This is a genomic window from Exiguobacterium sp. s124 (genome assembly GCF_018617485.1).
In the GTDB taxonomy this organism is placed as follows: domain Bacteria; phylum Bacillota; class Bacilli; order Exiguobacteriales; family Exiguobacteriaceae; genus Exiguobacterium; species Exiguobacterium aestuarii.
Map to the genome: position 1 here is coordinate 791371 of NZ_JACSKH010000001.1, position 15518 is coordinate 806888.

At 48.6% G+C, this 15518-nt stretch carries 14 protein-coding genes, 1 riboswitch and 1 other annotated feature; of the genes, 9 read left to right on the forward strand and 5 right to left on the reverse strand.

What is annotated here, in order from left to right; translation table 11 throughout:
* The first annotated feature begins 24 nt into the window (after window positions 1-24).
* Window positions 25-144: riboswitch (SAM riboswitch) on the forward strand.
* A 132-nt stretch (window positions 145-276) separates the two neighbouring features.
* Window positions 277-1485: a methionine adenosyltransferase gene (gene metK / locus KNO85_RS04180; protein WP_214787204.1), complete on the forward strand. Its 1209-nt coding sequence runs from the start codon at window positions 277-279 to the stop codon at window positions 1483-1485.
* Between the two features lie 42 nt (window positions 1486-1527).
* On the opposite strand, the gene KNO85_RS04185 is transcribed toward metK, so the two are convergent.
* Window positions 1528-2049: a hypothetical protein gene (locus KNO85_RS04185; protein ID WP_214787205.1), complete on the reverse strand. Its 522-nt coding sequence runs from the start codon at window positions 2047-2049 to the stop codon at window positions 1528-1530.
* A gap of 165 nt (window positions 2050-2214) precedes the next feature.
* On the opposite strand from KNO85_RS04185, the gene KNO85_RS04190 reads away from it, so the two are divergent.
* A complete protein-coding gene (locus tag KNO85_RS04190) occupies window positions 2215-2685 on the forward strand; it encodes a GNAT family N-acetyltransferase (RefSeq protein WP_214787206.1) in 471 nt (156 codons plus the stop codon).
* A gap of 514 nt (window positions 2686-3199) precedes the next feature.
* Entirely contained in the window at window positions 3200-3913 is a 714-nt protein-coding gene (locus tag KNO85_RS04195; RefSeq protein ID WP_214787207.1) for an alpha/beta fold hydrolase, read from the forward strand.
* A 34-nt stretch (window positions 3914-3947) separates the two neighbouring features.
* Here KNO85_RS04195 and mnmM read toward each other — a convergent pair whose 3' ends face one another.
* Together mnmM and mnmL are read right to left on the reverse strand one after the other, a co-directional pair.
* Entirely contained in the window at window positions 3948-4520 is a 573-nt protein-coding gene (gene mnmM, locus KNO85_RS04200; RefSeq protein WP_214787208.1) for a tRNA 5-(aminomethyl)-2-thiouridylate-methyltransferase MnmM, read from the reverse strand.
* Window positions 4474-5448 (reverse strand): tRNA modification radical SAM protein MnmL/YtqA, encoded by a 975-nt coding sequence (gene mnmL / locus KNO85_RS04205; RefSeq protein WP_214787210.1) that lies wholly within the window; start codon window positions 5446-5448, stop codon window positions 4474-4476. Before mnmL ends, mnmM begins: the two co-directional genes overlap by 47 nt.
* A 178-nt stretch (window positions 5449-5626) precedes the next feature.
* Here mnmL and KNO85_RS04210 point away from each other — a divergent pair, with 178 nt between their 5' ends.
* The 4 genes from KNO85_RS04210 (at window position 5627) to KNO85_RS04225 (ending at window position 11289) form a co-directional block, all read left to right on the forward strand.
* Window positions 5627-6817 carry an MDR family MFS transporter gene (locus KNO85_RS04210; protein WP_260569828.1) on the forward strand — a complete coding sequence of 397 codons (1191 nt, stop codon included), beginning with the start codon at window positions 5627-5629 and terminating at the stop codon, window positions 6815-6817.
* Window positions 6818-6856: 39 nt separating this feature from the next.
* Window positions 6857-7072: a binding site (T-box leader), on the forward strand.
* Between the two features lie 39 nt (window positions 7073-7111).
* A complete protein-coding gene (gene leuS / locus KNO85_RS04215; RefSeq protein ID WP_214787214.1) occupies window positions 7112-9517 on the forward strand; it encodes a leucine--tRNA ligase in 2406 nt (801 codons plus the stop codon).
* A gap of 117 nt (window positions 9518-9634) precedes the next feature.
* Complete coding sequence (locus KNO85_RS04220; protein ID WP_251130580.1) at window positions 9635-10762, forward strand: hypothetical protein; 1128 nt, start codon at window positions 9635-9637, stop codon at window positions 10760-10762.
* 17 nt (window positions 10763-10779) lie between these two features.
* A complete protein-coding gene (locus KNO85_RS04225; RefSeq protein WP_214787218.1) occupies window positions 10780-11289 on the forward strand; it encodes a pyrophosphohydrolase domain-containing protein in 510 nt (169 codons plus the stop codon).
* A 34-nt stretch (window positions 11290-11323) separates the two neighbouring features.
* Here the strand turns inward: KNO85_RS04225 and KNO85_RS04230 are convergent, their stop codons facing one another.
* Window positions 11324-12589 carry a BaiN/RdsA family NAD(P)/FAD-dependent oxidoreductase gene (locus KNO85_RS04230; protein WP_214787220.1) on the reverse strand — a complete coding sequence of 422 codons (1266 nt, stop codon included), beginning with the start codon at window positions 12587-12589 and terminating at the stop codon, window positions 11324-11326.
* A 143-nt stretch (window positions 12590-12732) separates the two neighbouring features.
* Between KNO85_RS04230 and KNO85_RS04235 the strand changes: the two genes are divergently transcribed.
* Together KNO85_RS04235 and KNO85_RS04240 are read left to right on the forward strand one after the other, a co-directional pair.
* On the forward strand, window positions 12733-14430 hold the full coding sequence (locus KNO85_RS04235) for a putative polysaccharide biosynthesis protein (protein ID WP_214787222.1): 1698 nt from the start codon (window positions 12733-12735) through the stop codon (window positions 14428-14430).
* Window positions 14430-15143 carry a pseudouridine synthase gene (locus tag KNO85_RS04240; protein ID WP_214787224.1) on the forward strand — a complete coding sequence of 238 codons (714 nt, stop codon included), beginning with the start codon at window positions 14430-14432 and terminating at the stop codon, window positions 15141-15143. The genes KNO85_RS04235 and KNO85_RS04240 overlap by 1 nt, the downstream gene beginning before the upstream one ends.
* 97 nt (window positions 15144-15240) lie before the next feature.
* On the opposite strand, the gene KNO85_RS04245 is transcribed toward KNO85_RS04240, so the two are convergent.
* Window positions 15241-15462, reverse strand: a complete 222-nt coding sequence (locus KNO85_RS04245; protein ID WP_074033475.1) for a DeoR family transcriptional regulator — start codon at window positions 15460-15462, stop codon at window positions 15241-15243.
* Window positions 15463-15518 lie beyond the last annotated feature (56 nt).

The following is a 15518-nucleotide window of genomic DNA, read 5'->3' on the forward strand; positions in this document are numbered from 1 at the left end:
ATATGATGGTTTTCGTAACGGATACTCTTATTCTGAGCGGTGGAGGGAACAAGGCCCTACGAAGCCCAGCAACCGTCCGACATGAAGTCTTGTGCGGAAAAGGTGCTATCCTGAAGCGAAGCCATTAGCTTCGAACGATAAGAGGGTAAGGAAGAACGATTCAACCTTTCCCCATGTATGTCATCGGGGGAGGTTTTTTTCATTACCGTCCCAAAGCAACGCGTAAGGGGAACGAGTACCGTCCACATATCACCCTTATTATAGGAGGTTTTTTGAATGTCAAAATTGAACCGTCGACTTTTTACTTCAGAGTCGGTTACTGAAGGACATCCAGATAAAATTTGTGATCAGATTTCTGACTCGATTTTGGATGCCATTTTAGCGGAAGACCCGAATGCCCGTGTTGCGGCAGAAACGTCTGTCACAACAGGTCTTGTACTCGTAGCTGGTGAAATCACAACGTCAACTTACGTGGATATCCCGAAAGTTGTCCGTGAAACAATCCGTGAAATCGGATACACACGTGCGAAATATGGTTTCGACGCAGAAACATGTGCGGTCTTGACGTCGATTGACGAGCAGTCAGTAGACATCGCGCAAGGTGTTGACCAGGCTCTTGAAGCACGTGAAGGTCAGATGACTGAAGAGGAACTTGATGCGATCGGTGCAGGTGACCAAGGTCTCATGTTCGGATATGCGACAAACGAGACACCTGAGCTCATGCCGCTCCCAATCTCATTGGCGCACAAGTTGTCACGTCGCCTTGCTGAAGTTCGTAAGAACGGTACGCTTGAATACCTCCGTCCGGATGGTAAGACGCAAGTGACGGTCGAGTACGATGAGGACAACAACCCTGTTCGTATCGATACAATCGTCATCTCGACACAACACGCTGAAGAAATCACACTTGAGCAAATTCAAGAAGACTTGAAAAAACATGTCATCGAAGCAGTCATCCCGGCTGAACTCATCGATGCTGAAACGAAATACTTCATCAACCCGACTGGTCGCTTCGTAATCGGTGGACCACAAGGGGATGCAGGTCTTACAGGACGTAAAATCATCGTCGATACGTACGGTGGTTACGCTCGTCACGGCGGTGGCGCGTTCTCTGGTAAAGATCCTACAAAAGTTGACCGTTCAGCGGCGTACGCAGCTCGTTATGTAGCGAAAAACATCGTTGCAGCAGGACTTGCGGATAAAGCAGAAGTTCAACTCGCTTACGCGATTGGGGTAGCACATCCAGTATCAATCGCTGTCGATACGTTCGGCACTGGTAAATTGAGCGAAACAGAGCTCGTTGAACTCGTTCGTGAGAACTTTGACCTCCGTCCAGCAGGCATCATCAAGATGCTTGACCTTCGCCGTCCAATCTACAAGCAAACAGCAGCTTACGGTCACTTCGGTCGTACAGATATCGAACTCCCATGGGAGCAAACAGATAAAGCAGCAGTTCTTGAAGAAGGCGCGAAGCGTTTCGCGTAATCAAAAAACCGACCTTTCCACGGAAAGGTCGGTTTTTTTAGGTTACGTCGTTGGTGGCGTCTGTTTATTGTCATTCGAAGTCGAATCAGTGGAATTCGTTTCTTGTCCAAGTGCGGTATCTTTCGCATCGACGACTTTTTCACCGATGTCTTGTAAATCAGATTTTGCTTCTTGGGCCGTCTCGACGATTTTATTGACGTCCTCTTTGACCGTATCGACTTCTCCGACAACTTTTTCATATACGTTTTGAACGTCTGTAGAGACTTCCTGAATCTTGCCGGAAGCGGTCTTCACCTGTTCAATCACTTGAGATGCTTTTCCGGCTGGATCTTGTTTGACTTCATTGACGATGCCGCCGACCGAAGATTTTGCATTTGTAAGAGATTGTTTCGTCTGCTCCCGATTCGAGGAGCTAAGTAAGGCGAGGAGACCACCGACGAGCGCACCGAGTAACATTCCGGTCACAGCGCTGATTTTTGGACCCCCTGCATCCATTTGGTCGAATTGACGATTTGGATTCTCTGTTTGTTCAACTTTCGGGTCATGCTCTAATTTTGGTTCCATGTTGTTCCACTCCTTCATGTGATTGGCATTGATAGTGTTATACCCTAGTCGAATCCGGACATAACGTTTTCTTATGAATCGTCATGAAAAAGAAATGAAGGAGCAGGATAAAAACGCTGTGATAGGGAATGATACAAATAGATTGGCTAAAAGGGGGAAGCTGTCATGAACATGAGGGAAGCAGTTCCAGAAGATGCAGCATTGATTCGGACAATTGCACTTGCAACGATTTCAGAGGATGATTTCAATCGGTTGAAAGCGATGGAGCGTGCCTATCGACAAGAAGAAATTGTACGAGCAATCAGTTCAAGTGAAGAAGCACGAGAGCAATATTTTATCGTGGGTGAGTTCGAAGGAAATGTCATCGGATTTTGTCATGCCATCGATCGCGGTGACATGTGGGAGATGCTTCGTCTTTATCTTCACCCCGATTATCATCGAAACGGGTATGGCGCAGCCTTTTTGAACTATCTTCAGTCACAAAAATCACAACCGATGGAAGTGTACGTTGAAAACTCGAATGATCAGGCCGTCGCGTTCCTCTTGCATCAATCGTTTACAGAAGTAAATCGTATCCAGGAAGAGGTATACGACCGACCGATGGAACTCATTCATTTACGATATGTTCCTAGCTAAGCCTCCAGACGGATTTTCTTCAAACATCAGTTGCGGCTGATGTTTTTTTGATACAATACACATAGTCTTTGAACTACCTCCACCTACGCTTTGCTTAGAGACCTACGCTTTGCTTAGAGATGGAGGATTCCTGAGTTATCCGACCTGACAGTCGAAACCTGATCAGGCTAACCCCGTCGTCCCGACGGTTGAAAGTTAATCTTGTCAGTTTTTTCTGCGGATGCCTACTCTGCTTGGTTTTCGCTACTTCGGTCATCCGCAAGGTGAACGTTGAAGATTTTACGTGACAGACGAACTTCCTGTCACAACCCTATATCTTCAGTTTTCAAAGAACATGACATATTTTTATTCCCGATTCCGAGTACTTTTAAGCCAAGATCGTCGGGCAATTGATGTGTCTCAAGACACACCTTGCCCGAAGGCGATTCATCTCCCACTTTCACTAGGGCTTTGCCCTGAACGTTTAGAAGTGGGAGTATTCACGATTATTTTTGATAAATGAGGTGACGGCAGCATGACATATGAAGAAGCACGAAAAGGGGTCATCGTCATCGTGTATCCGCTACAGTTCACGTCTCGGATTAGCGAAAACTTTATTCGACGTCTCCAAGAGGAGTATGAAGTCCTTGTCGTTCGGGACCAGTCGGTCGGATTGACGGCAGATGACCATAAACAGCTCATCAAGCGAGCATTACGTGAGGCAGGGGAGTATAAGCTACCGATTCACGTGGTGGCATTTAGTCTCGGAGCACTTTTCACGAACCGGCTATTGCAAGAGTATGATGTGCCACTCGGGAGTTTGACGTATATCTCTCCTTTATTTGATTGGCATGCCACTCGCCAAATCGGCGGGTTGAAACAAGTCGTCGCGAGTGCTGTCGACCGTTTTCGCCCAGACTTACCGCTCGGGATGATGACATTCACCGGTGGCGGCGAGGAATCGTCCCGCTTCGGTGAAATCACGTATGCGCAATATCGCGAGATTGAAGAAGAGATTGTAGAGCATCAAGAGGAGAAGAAGCACCTACCACGACTTCCGCTCGCTTGTTTCTACGCTCCGGACGATCAATTCGCGGACGTGAAGTTGACGTTGAACGTCTGTCGGAAGATTGGTGGGGACCAAGTGTATATCCGTCGATTGGAAGGTTTCCCGCATTTTGGATATGAACGCTTAAACACTAAATTTGCGGAAACGTTGATGACGTTTTATGAATTGATTCAGGAGTGACAAAAAGGCGACTCTTAAAAGAGCCGCCTTTTGCTTATGCCCGTTTCTCGATCGCCACGATGAATGGGGGATGGTTGATTTGGTTGATAAAACCGTAACGGAGGACGCCTGCCTGTTTTTGATCAAGCGACTCCACATAATGGAGCACCTCATCTCGTTCGACTTTTCCGCTCTCATGTCCGTGATAGATGACAATGACGATGACGCCACCGATGGTCATGACCTCTAACAATTGAGACAATGCGGCAATCGTTGTATTCCCATGCGTCGTGATGGATTTGTCGCTCCCCGGTAAATAACCTAAATTGAAGACGGCAGCGGTGATAGGGCGTGTCTCGTTTGCGACAACCGCTTGCACCGTATCGTGACTATCATGAATGACGGTCACCCGTTCAACGACACCGGCTTCCTCGATGCGTGCGCGGGTCGATGCGACCGCTTCTGATTGGATATCGAAAGCGTACACGTGACCTGTCTCTCCAACTGCATTCGCTAAGAATAGCGTATCATGACCGTTCCCGGCGGTCATGTCGATGGCGACATGACCTTCCTCGAGGTGGTCATGTAGTAATTGTTTTGCAAACGGTAGTACTCTCATTAATCCCATATATCTCATCCTTCTTTTTTCCTTGGAAAGAATCCCGTCGTTCCAATTCTGCACGGATCTTGTTTAACACCTGCATCTTGTGACGACTCCATAACGGGCCGATCAATAAGTCGGGTGGACCGTCTCCTGTCAAGCGATGGACGATAACGTCGGGAGGAATACATTCGAGTTGATCGCAGACGAGAGAGACATAGGCGTCTTCCTCCATCAACTCGAGTAACCCTTTCTCATATTGACGGGCGAGCGGAGTGTGTTTCAAGACGTGGAGTAAGTGGATCTTGATTCCTTGTATGTCCATTTTAGCAACTTCACGGGCTGTGTCGAGCATCATCTCACATGTCTCCCCGGGCAAGCCGTTGATAATATGGACACAGACGCGGATGTTATGACGTCGGAGCTTCGCAAGTCCGGTCAAAAACGTCTCGTAATCATGCCCTCGATTGATCTTTTTCGCCGTCGTGTCGTGAATGGTCTGAAGGCCAAGTTCGACCCAGAGTGAAGTCCGTTCATTCAACTCCGCCAAATAGGCGACGACGTCATCTGGCAGACAGTCCGGTCGTGTCGCAATCGAGAGACCGACGACACCATCTTCTTGAAGTGCCGGTTCATACAACTCACGTAACCGTTCGACCGGCGCGTACGTGTTACTGAATGCTTGAAAATAGGCGATGTAGTTGGCGTTCTTCCATTTTCGGTGAAGACGGGCCTTCACTTCGGCAAACTGGACGGGAATCGGATCACAAGCATTTCCTGCGAAATCACCACTCCCGTCGTCTGAACAGAACGTACATCCTCCTTTTGAAACACGACCGTCACGATTCGGACAGGTGAAGCCGCCATCAAGCGGGACCTTGAAAACCTTTCCTCCATATTCTCGGCGATACGCTTCATTCAACGTATGATATCGGTTTTGACCAAATGGATTCATTCAGCATCTCTCCTTCCTTGCTCATGCTATCACAAATGAAAAATGTCAAAACTTCATAATAAGTAATTTTTCTTGACACTTCTTTGGCATTCGTTTAGGTTTGATAAGGAAATCTTGTCGATTCGGCCATTCGTGCCGATTTTTTTGGTGAGAAAGAGGAATGAAAGGAGGACTTGGTGTGAACAATAAAATGCCAATCTCGGTATGGATTCTAGTCATTGCGATGGCGCTCAATACAACGGCGGCGTCTTTTTTATGGCCATTTAACACACTGTATATTCATGATTTCTTAGGTGAGTCGATGACACTTGCTGGGGTGGCACTACTTGTGAACTCTGCACTCGCGATTGTCGGAAACTACATCGGAGGGACATTATTCGACCGAATCGGTGGAAAGATGACACTCATGATTTCTGTCGGGTTGTTGCTTGCGAGCTCACTCGGGTTTTTACTGTTCCACGCCACGTTCTTCGGTTATTTGGTGTGGCTTGGTCTAATCGGATTCTCAGGTGGACTCGTCTTTCCGACCGTCTATGCATTTGCGGGACTGATTTGGCCAGAAGGGGGACGTCGTTCGTTCAATGCGATTTACGTCGCGCAAAACGTAGGCGTCGCCCTCGGTACGGCGATGAGTGGTCAAATCGCGCGCTTGAACATCGAGTGGATCTTTTATGCGAACTTCTTCTTGTCGGTCTTATTTGTCGTGGTCCTATTGTTTGGACTTCGTTATTTGAAAAATCCGGCACGTCCGGTCGTTCAGTCGCAACTAGAGGCAGCAGCCACGACGCTCTCGAGCGCGACGATGAAGTCGATGTGGTATGTCGCAGTCGGTTATGCCGTGCTTTGGTTCGTCTATGTTCAGTGGCAAGGGACAATTGCGGTCCATTCAAAAGACCTCGGTGTCACAATCAGTCAATATTCACTACTTTGGACGGTGAACGGGGCGATGATCGTATTTGCACAACCACTCCTCAACCGCGTCTTGCGACAGTTTGAGGACGATTTAAAACGTCAATTGATTATCGGCGCGTCGATTTTCCTCGGTGCCTTCTTGATTGTGCCGTTCGCTGGTGGATTCGGCATGTTCATGGTTGCCATGGTCGTCATGACAATCGGGGAAATGTTCGTCTGGCCAGCAGTCCCAACAATTGCAGCGAAACTTGCCCCTCCTGGTAAGGCGGGACAATATCAGGGGCTTGTCAATATCGCAGCATCTGTCGGTCGAATGATTGGACCGACATTGTCTGGATTTGTCTATGACATGTTTGGTATTACAGCGGTATTCGGCATGCTTCTTCTACTCGCTACGTTTGCCCTTACTCTATTTGTCATCATGAAAGACATTCGTGTCGCTGAAAAATCAAGTTGACGTTGAATTTCAGAATGGGCTAAAATAGACTACGATGAATAGCAAGCGATGATGAGGATTAGTAGCGAACGTTCCGTTTCAAAGAGAGTCGATGGTTGGTGTGAATCGATAAATGGAGGTCGTGAACTCGCCTTGGAGCTGTTTTCCTGAATCGAGTAGGGAAAACCGGGGTTACGCCTCGTTATCGGCGTCTCAAGTGGCAGTAATGCAACATGGGTGGTACCGCGGAGAGCTTTCAAGCCTTTCGTCCCATTTTCGGGGACGGAAGGCTTTTTATTATGCAGAGGAGGAAGAATGTTGAGCTATTTTAAACATCAAGAAATCGAGCCGAAATGGCAAAAGCGTTGGGAAGAGAAAGACGCATTCAAAACGACAGAAGACCCGGAGAAGGATTGTTTCTACGTCCTTGATATGTTCCCGTACCCATCAGGTGCAGGCCTTCACGTCGGTCACCCGGAAGGATATACGGCGACGGACATTATCGCCCGTATGAAACGGATGCAAGGATATAACGTGCTTCACCCAATCGGTTGGGATGCGTTCGGTCTTCCTGCCGAGCAGTACGCACTCGATACGGGAAATGACCCGCGCGAATTCACAGCACGTAACATCGAGACGTTCCGCCGTCAGTTAAAGGAACTTGGTTTCTCGTATGACTGGGCTCGTGAAATCAGCACGACAGACCCGAAATACTATAAATGGACACAATGGATCTTCACGCAACTCTTCGAGCGTGGACTCGCTTACGTCGATGAAGTTGCCGTCAACTGGTGCCCGGCACTCGGTACGGTTCTTGCGAACGAAGAAGTAATCGACGGCTTGTCAGAGCGTGGGAACCACCCGGTATACCGTGTGCCGATGAAACAGTGGGTGCTCCGCATCACAGAATACGCAGAGCGTTTGCTTGAAGACTTGGAAGGTCTTGACTGGCCGGAGAGCGTAAAAGAGATGCAACGCAACTGGATCGGTAAATCGGTCGGTGCCGAGGTCGATTTCAAAGTCGACGGTCACGATAAGATCGTCACGGTCTTCACGACACGCCCGGACACGCTTCACGGAGCGACATATGTGACACTTGCACCGGAGCATCCGTTCACAAAAGTGATCACAACACCTGAGCAATCGACAGCGGTCGAAGCCTACATCGAGGAAGTGTCGAAGAAGACGGACCTTGAGCGTACGGACCTCGCGAAAGAGAAGACGGGTGTCTTCACAGGCGCTTATGCGATCAACCCGGTAAACGGCGAGAAGCTTCCGATTTGGACAGCAGACTATGTCCTCTCGACATACGGTACAGGCGCGGTCATGGCTGTTCCTGGACACGATGAGCGCGATTACGAGTTCGCGAAGACGTTCGATCTTCCGATTCGTGAAGTCGTCAAAGGTGGAAACGTGGAAGAAGCGGCTTACATCGAAGACGGGGAACACGTCAACTCAGGTAGCTTGAACGGACTCAATAAGGCAGATGCGATCAAGACGATTATTGAAGAGCTTGAAGCTGCTGGCACAGGTCGTGCGAAGACGACATACCGTCTTCGTGACTGGTTGTTCAGTCGTCAACGTTACTGGGGAGAGCCGATTCCGGTCGTCCATATGGAAGACGGAACGATGAAGACAGTACCGGTCGAAGAGCTTCCGCTCGAACTTCCGATCATCGATGAAATCAAACCATCTGGTACGGGTGAGTCGCCGCTCGCGAACGCAGAAGAATGGTTGACGTACACGGACCCTGTCACGGGTGAAAAAGGTCGCCGCGAGACGAACACGATGCCACAATGGGCAGGTAGCTGCTGGTATTACATCCGTTACATCGATCCGGATAACGAAGAAATGATTGCGGACCCTGAAAAACTTAAGCGTTGGCTTCCTGTCGACTTATATATCGGTGGAACAGAGCATGCCGTTCTTCACTTGCTCTATGCACGTTTCTGGCATAAAGTCCTCTTCGATATCGGAGTTGTCCCAACGAACGAGCCGTTCCAAAAGCTCTACAACCAAGGGATGATCCTCGGCGAGAACAATGAGAAGATGTCGAAATCTCGTGGAAACGTCGTCAACCCAGATGATATCGTGAAGTCGCACGGGGCAGATACACTCCGCCTCTACGAAATGTTCATGGGGCCGCTTGATGCTGCAATCGCGTGGTCAACAAACGGACTTGACGGGGCTCGTCGTTTCCTCGACCGCGTATGGCGCTTGTTCGACCAAACGAACTTCGCGGATGTGGCGCCGACTGCTGACTTTGAACGCACGTATCATCAGACGGTGAAAAAGGTCACGGAAGACTATGAAGCACTTCGCTTCAACACGGCGATTTCGCAATTGATGGTCTTCGTCAATGAAGCGAACAAACAAGAGACGTTGCCAAAATCGCAAATGGTCGACTTCATCAAGATGCTCTCACCAGTCGCTCCACACTTGTCTGAAGAGTTGTGGGAGAAGATGGGTATGACAGAAGAGTTGACGTATGCCACTTGGCCAACTTACGATGAGTCAAAACTTGTGAGTGACACGATTGAAGTCGTCATCCAAGTGAACGGGAAACTCCGTGCGAAAATGCACGTTTCGCGTGACGCATCAAAAGAAGCACTTGAAGCGGAAGCACTCGGCAATGAGCGCGTACAAGAGTTCACAGAAGGCAAGACGGTTCGTAAAGTCATTGTCGTTCCTGGAAAACTCGTCAATATTGTAGTTGGGTAATCGAAAGAATGTGTGACATTGTCGCACATTCTTTTCTTTTTGGTGAGGTCATTTTCTTTTACGGTCGGTTTTGATACACTAAAGGGCGATACTGAAGTAGAAGGGGACGACATGTCCATGAAACGATCATATGTGCTATACACGACACTTTGTGCAGTCGTGGTCGGTGTGATTCTTTGCTATGTCTTCGTCTTTTCTGACGAAGAGATTCAGCGACAAGTCGCCTCGACATTTGAAAAAATCGACATTCAAACGAGTCATCAAACGACATCCCTCCCACCTGTGGAGGCAGCGCAAGATGACGAAGATATTGATACGACTGATGCGCTCGAACAGATTAACCAGATTGATGAAGTGTACTACAGCGACACAATCGGAGCCTATCTCGTGTTGACCGAGCAAGCTGAATTTTTCGAAGTGAGTGGGAACGGGACGCGCGTCAACTCGGTGCTCCAACTCGAGAATACGGGACAAGCACGACTCGATGATTTTATCGGCTTACGAATGGTCGAAGAAGACTTGGTGTATGCGGTGACGGTGAGCGGGACGCTCATCACCATCGAGCGGGAAGAAGGACGATGGGTCGAACGACCGCGTAAACAAATCAAAGGTCTCGTGTCGGAAGACCGAATCTTTGGCCTCGGATATGACCGTGAATCGAATCGTCTCTTCATGATGAACCGATTGGCAGACACACCGGACCTTGAGCTCCTCTATATCGAGGAGCGCGAAATCGAGCCGGAAGAGCCTGCAGATAACGAGTCAGAAGAAGCAACTGAACCGGAAGAAAATTTGGAAGGTACGGAAGAAGCAACAGAAGAAACAACGACAGAAAATGTATCGACGAGTGATGATACCTCTAGTGAAACGGCCGTTGCGGAAGAAGAGACACCTGAGAATGAGCAGGACGTGCCAGAAGAGGAAGTCGAAGAAAAAGAGCCTGAAACCGAGTGGATGCTTGATTCACGTCAAGCGTTGTCTGCTGACGGGATGAGCGCCTCGATCCAACAAAAATTTGAACGGTTCGAGGGTGTCGGTCTTGTCGAGCGACAGGGACGCATCTATGTACTCGACTCAGAAGAACTCGTCCTTTATACGGTCAACCCGGAAGAAGGAACGATTAACGGTCAAATGGTGACGCCGCGTGTGTATGACTCGACCGGTATGTTTTTACAAGACAATGAAATCTTTGCAATCGTCCACCCGGAAGTATTCGATTTGGATGCGTTCGTTTCTGTGGACTGACAATGGGGGAAAGACAGATGAGTAAACGTTACTTTTTTGAAGAAGTGAAACAGTTTCATGAAACATTTGGACATCCGGGAGCGGCAACGCCGCAACCGTTAACGCTTGATCGCGCGACGAAGCGGTCGGTTTGGACGGCGGAAGAAGCGGTCGTCGAATTTTTACACCAATCGTCTCAATCAGAAGACGAGTTTTTACAGGCAATCGAGCAATTCCAACAGGGATTCCAGAAAGCCGTTCAAAAATCGTTACAAGACGCACCACCTACAAATGAAGTAGAGCGACTCGTCGGACAAGGGGATGCGTTGACGGATGCTTTATACTTCGTGATGGGCAGTTTCGTCGAACTTGGACTCGATCCGGTCCCATTGTTTGAAATCGTTCAACGCGCCAATATGGCGAAACTCGGACCAGACGGGAAGCCAATCTTACGCGAGTCGGACAATAAAGTCATGAAGCCTGAAGGTTGGATGCCACCCGAACCGGAGCTCGAAAAAGAAGTGCGTCGTCAAATTGCAGGGAAATAAAAATAAAGCATGGTCGCCGTTGCGACCATGCTTTTTAACGTTCTATGGCCAGTTCGGCTGCGTGTGATCCGGCGCAATGTCCTGTCGTGAAGGCGGCCGTGATATTGTAGCCACCCGTATATCCGTGGATGTCGAGCACTTCACCTGCGAAGAAGAGACCTGGTGCTTTCTTTGACATCATCGTCTGTGGCGCGACTTCTTTCACGGAAACGCCGCCTCCCGTGACGAACGCCTTGTCAAAGTCGAGCGTCCCGACGGCGTGCATCTCGAACATTTTTAAACGTGTTGCGAAGTCAATGACGGATTGTCTTTTCAATTGACTCGCGTCTTCTTCTCCAAATGCGAGTTCTTCGAGCAACAAGTCAAGAAGTCGCTCGGGGATATAGCCTTTCCATACGTTTTTGACGGCACGCTTCGGTTGGCTCTGGACTTGGTTCCACAGTTCCTGAACGAGCGCGTCTCGTGACGTGTCCGGGAAGAAGTCGAGTGACATGAGGACGACTTGTTCTTTGCTGCGCTTCCGCTCTTTGATCGTGTACTGACTGCAACGGAGTGCAATCGGACCCGAAATCCCGAAATGGGTAAAGATCATGTCCCCTTGGTGCGTCTTGATCGCCTTCCCTTTTTTACCGTGGACTGTCAATGCGACATCACGTAACGATAGCCCTTGAAGTTGTTTCGTTCCGATGAATGCATCATTCAACCTGATCGGTACCTCTGTCGGGAATAGTTCCGTGATCGTGTGTCCCGCTTTTTGTGCCCATGCATAGCCGTCACCTGTTGAACCTGTATGAGGGACAGATTGTCCACCGACCGCGACTACACATGCTTTGGCTTCAAGCATTTCGCCGTCCATCAACTCAACAGCGTGAAACTCGTTTTCTTCATTAAAATGTAGCGTTTTAACTTCTGCCTTTTTTCGAATCTCGACACCGAGGTCTTCGATTGCACGAAGCAACGTGTTGACCACGTCCTGTGCCTTATCCGTCACTGGGAACATACGACCGTTATCTTCTTCTTTTAGCGGGATACCGAATCCTGTAAAGAGGTCGATGATGGATTGGTTATCGAACTGGGCGAGGGCGCTATATAAAAAGCGACCATTCCCGGGGATGAACTGAATCAATTCATCGATTGGTTTTCGGTTCGTGACGTTACACCGTCCACCACCTGAAATCGCTAATTTCCGACCGAGTTTGGATCCTTTATCGATCAACAAGGTCGATGCGCCACTCTTTGCAGCTGCATACGTTGCCATAAGTCCGCTTGGACCTCCGCCGATGACGATGACATCTTTCATGTAAAATCTCCTCATTTCTTCATCTATATCATTAGTAAAATTATCGTAACTTTATTATCCGTAACAGTAAGAGTATAATGAGAAGCGGTTGTTTTGTAAAACCGAATTTATTTGAATAGTTGATTTATAGATGGAGGTGCCTCATGTCATCAAGCGCCAAACAAGATTCTGGAAGAGCCTCCTTCGTCAAAGGAACGCTTCTTTTATCGGCGGGAAACTTGATTTCTCGAATGTTAGGGCTGTTGTACACATTCCCGTTCCAAGCGATGGTCGGGATTGCCGGAGTGACGTTGTATCAAGCCGCATATACGTATTACGCAATCATGATCTCCATATCGACGGCAGGGATTCCTGTTGCCGTCTCGAAATTTATCGCCAAATATAATGCGCTAGGGGAGTATGGAACGAGTCAACGATTGTTCCGACAAGGAATGAAGCTGATGCTTGCGACCGGTGTCGTCGCTTTTTTATTACTCTTTTTTGCGGCACCATGGCTATCCGAGCTGATGGTCCGAAATTCGGAGAACAATCAGCAATACATTGACTCGCTCACACTCGTGACGAGAAGTGTCAGTTTTGCGTTACTGCTCATCCCTGCGATGAGTATGGTTCGTGGTTATTTCCAAGGACATCAAGACATGGCTCCGACGGCAATCTCACAAGTCGTCGAACAAATCGTACGTATTCTATTCCTTCTCAGCGGGACGATGCTCGTCTTGTTCGTCTTTGCGGACTCTGACTTCATTCGACCAATCGCAAACGCTCTCGGAGGAACACAATCTGTCGAGACGACTGAATTGAATGGATTGAAAGTCATCGCAGTCACGATTGCGACGTTCAGTGCATTCGTCGGGGCAATCGGTAGTTTCGTGGTTCTTATGATGTACTGGAAACGTCGAAAAGACATTCATCGTCAGACCGATAATCCGGCGGGCACACCTGTCCGTTCGATGAAATCGCTGTTACTTGAATTGCTCAGTTACTCGATCCCAATCGTGATGGTCGGGGTATCGACCCCTCTCTATCAGTTGATTGATCAGTTGACGATGGTCAACACGTTACTCAGCTCTGGTGCAACCGTGTCCGAAGCGACTTCAGCTTATGGATTCTTGACCGGAAACGCCCATAAAATTGTATTGATCCCGGTTTCGATTGCAGCGAGTGTCTCGATGGCGACCATCCCACTCGTGACCCGTTCATTTACGACGGGAGACATGCAGAAGGTACGGAATCAAGTCAATCATATTTTCCAAGTCTCGTTCTTCGTGACGATTCCTGCCGTCATTGGACTCGTCGCTCTCGCGGAACCGCTATTTGGGACGTTGTTCCCGGGCGACCGTGAAGGATGGGTATATTTACTACACTATGCACCGAGTGCTTTCTTCTTGGCGTATTACTCGGTCGCGGCTGCCATTCTCCAAGGGATTAACCGTCAGTACTTCACGATCTTTGCCACATCGATGGGGCTCTTGGCGAAACTTGCCTTGAACGTGCCGTTCGTGTATTGGCTCGGTGGCATTGGTGCAGGTTATGCGACGATTGCTGGATATATCGTGGCCATTGTTCTCATGGTATGGATGATTCAGCGGTCTCTTCATTTCCCATACAAGCAATTGCTTCGTCGGACCATCTTGATGTTCTTGATGGGGGCGGCGATGTTTGCGGCTGTTTACCTTTCTCTTCTCGTTACGTTACAAGAAGAAGCGAGTTGGGGGAATGACATCTTCGCGACGATCGTTGGTGTCATTGTAGGGATGCTCGTGTACGGATATCTCGGCTGGCGGAGTCATCTCGCAGGAAAATTATTAGGGAAACGCTTTGAATATCGGAGGAACGTGTAATGCGAATTGATAAATTGTTATCGAACATGGGCTATGGTTCACGAAAAGATGTGAAAATCCTATTAAAACAAGGTGCAGTACGAATCGATGATGCTCCTGTAAAAGATGCGAAACGTCACGTCGATCCAGAATCCGAGCGGGTGACCGTGTTCGGGGAAGTCGTTGAATATCGTCCATACATCTATTTCATGATGAACAAGCCGGAAGGGGTCGTCAGTGCGACGGAAGACCAAGTCGAGACGACAGTCATCGAATTGATTGATCCGGAGTACGCCCATTATGACCTCTTTCCGGTCGGACGTCTCGACAAAGATACGACGGGACTTCTCCTCATCACGAACGACGGCGCGTTCAATCATGCGCTCATGTCACCTCGTAAACATGTCGACAAGGTTTATATCGCCGAAGTCGATGGGGAGATGACGGCTGAGGACATCAAAACGTTCGCGAACGGAGTCGAATTAGAGGATGGATATACGACGAAGCCGGCCCAACTCGAGATTTTGAGTCGGAGCGGGCGTCGGTCTGTCATCCGGCTGACGTTGTCTGAGGGGAAATATCATCAAGTGAAGCGAATGGTCGCGGCGGTAGGCAAACACGTCGAGCGATTAGAGCGTGTGCAAATCGGGGAACTTGAACTCGATGAGACGCTTGAACTCGGTGCATATCGTGAATTGACCGAGGAAGAAGTTCAACTGTTTGTTCAATCATGAGTAAGATGAGAGAATCTGTCCGATGGGGCGGATTCTTTTTTGTTTAGTAAGAAAAAAGAGACCTGAACGCCAGGTCTCTTGGATATACATATACGTTTCAATTTGCCGTCTTGAGTGAACGTTTTGATGAAGTCCATGTGCCACGGCTAGGGCTCTCCACAAGATTATTGTACTCAAGTACGTTCAAATCACGTTGCACGGTACGCGACGTGATGCCGAACTCTTCTACTAGTTCTGAAGTGGTAACTGTCTCCCTTTCATTGATGAACAAATAAATGGACTTGATGCGCGTTAACATCCGATCTGTTGAGCCTTTCATTGGATAACCTCCCAATGCGTAGAATAATGACAAACCATACCTACAGACGACAAAAT

Excerpts from the sequence above, each read along its gene's own strand:
- metK (WP_214787204.1), top strand. The coding sequence starts at position 277 with ATGTCAAAATTGAACCGTCGACTTTTTACTTCAGAGTCGGTTACTGAA.
- KNO85_RS04185 (WP_214787205.1), bottom strand. The coding sequence starts at position 2,049 with ATGGAACCAAAATTAGAGCATGACCCGAAAGTTGAACAAACAGAGAAT.
- KNO85_RS04190 (WP_214787206.1), top strand. The coding sequence starts at position 2,215 with ATGAACATGAGGGAAGCAGTTCCAGAAGATGCAGCATTGATTCGGACA.
- KNO85_RS04195 (WP_214787207.1), top strand. The coding sequence starts at position 3,200 with ATGACATATGAAGAAGCACGAAAAGGGGTCATCGTCATCGTGTATCCG.
- mnmM (WP_214787208.1), bottom strand. The coding sequence starts at position 4,520 with ATGGGATTAATGAGAGTACTACCGTTTGCAAAACAATTACTACATGAC.
- mnmL (WP_214787210.1), bottom strand. The coding sequence starts at position 5,448 with ATGAATCCATTTGGTCAAAACCGATATCATACGTTGAATGAAGCGTAT.
- leuS (WP_214787214.1), top strand. The coding sequence starts at position 7,112 with ATGTTGAGCTATTTTAAACATCAAGAAATCGAGCCGAAATGGCAAAAG.
- KNO85_RS04220 (WP_251130580.1), top strand. The coding sequence starts at position 9,635 with ATGAAACGATCATATGTGCTATACACGACACTTTGTGCAGTCGTGGTC.
- KNO85_RS04225 (WP_214787218.1), top strand. The coding sequence starts at position 10,780 with ATGAGTAAACGTTACTTTTTTGAAGAAGTGAAACAGTTTCATGAAACA.
- KNO85_RS04230 (WP_214787220.1), bottom strand. The coding sequence starts at position 12,589 with ATGAAAGATGTCATCGTCATCGGCGGAGGTCCAAGCGGACTTATGGCA.
- KNO85_RS04235 (WP_214787222.1), top strand. The coding sequence starts at position 12,733 with ATGTCATCAAGCGCCAAACAAGATTCTGGAAGAGCCTCCTTCGTCAAA.
- KNO85_RS04240 (WP_214787224.1), top strand. The coding sequence starts at position 14,430 with ATGCGAATTGATAAATTGTTATCGAACATGGGCTATGGTTCACGAAAA.
- KNO85_RS04245 (WP_074033475.1), bottom strand. The coding sequence starts at position 15,462 with ATGAAAGGCTCAACAGATCGGATGTTAACGCGCATCAAGTCCATTTAT.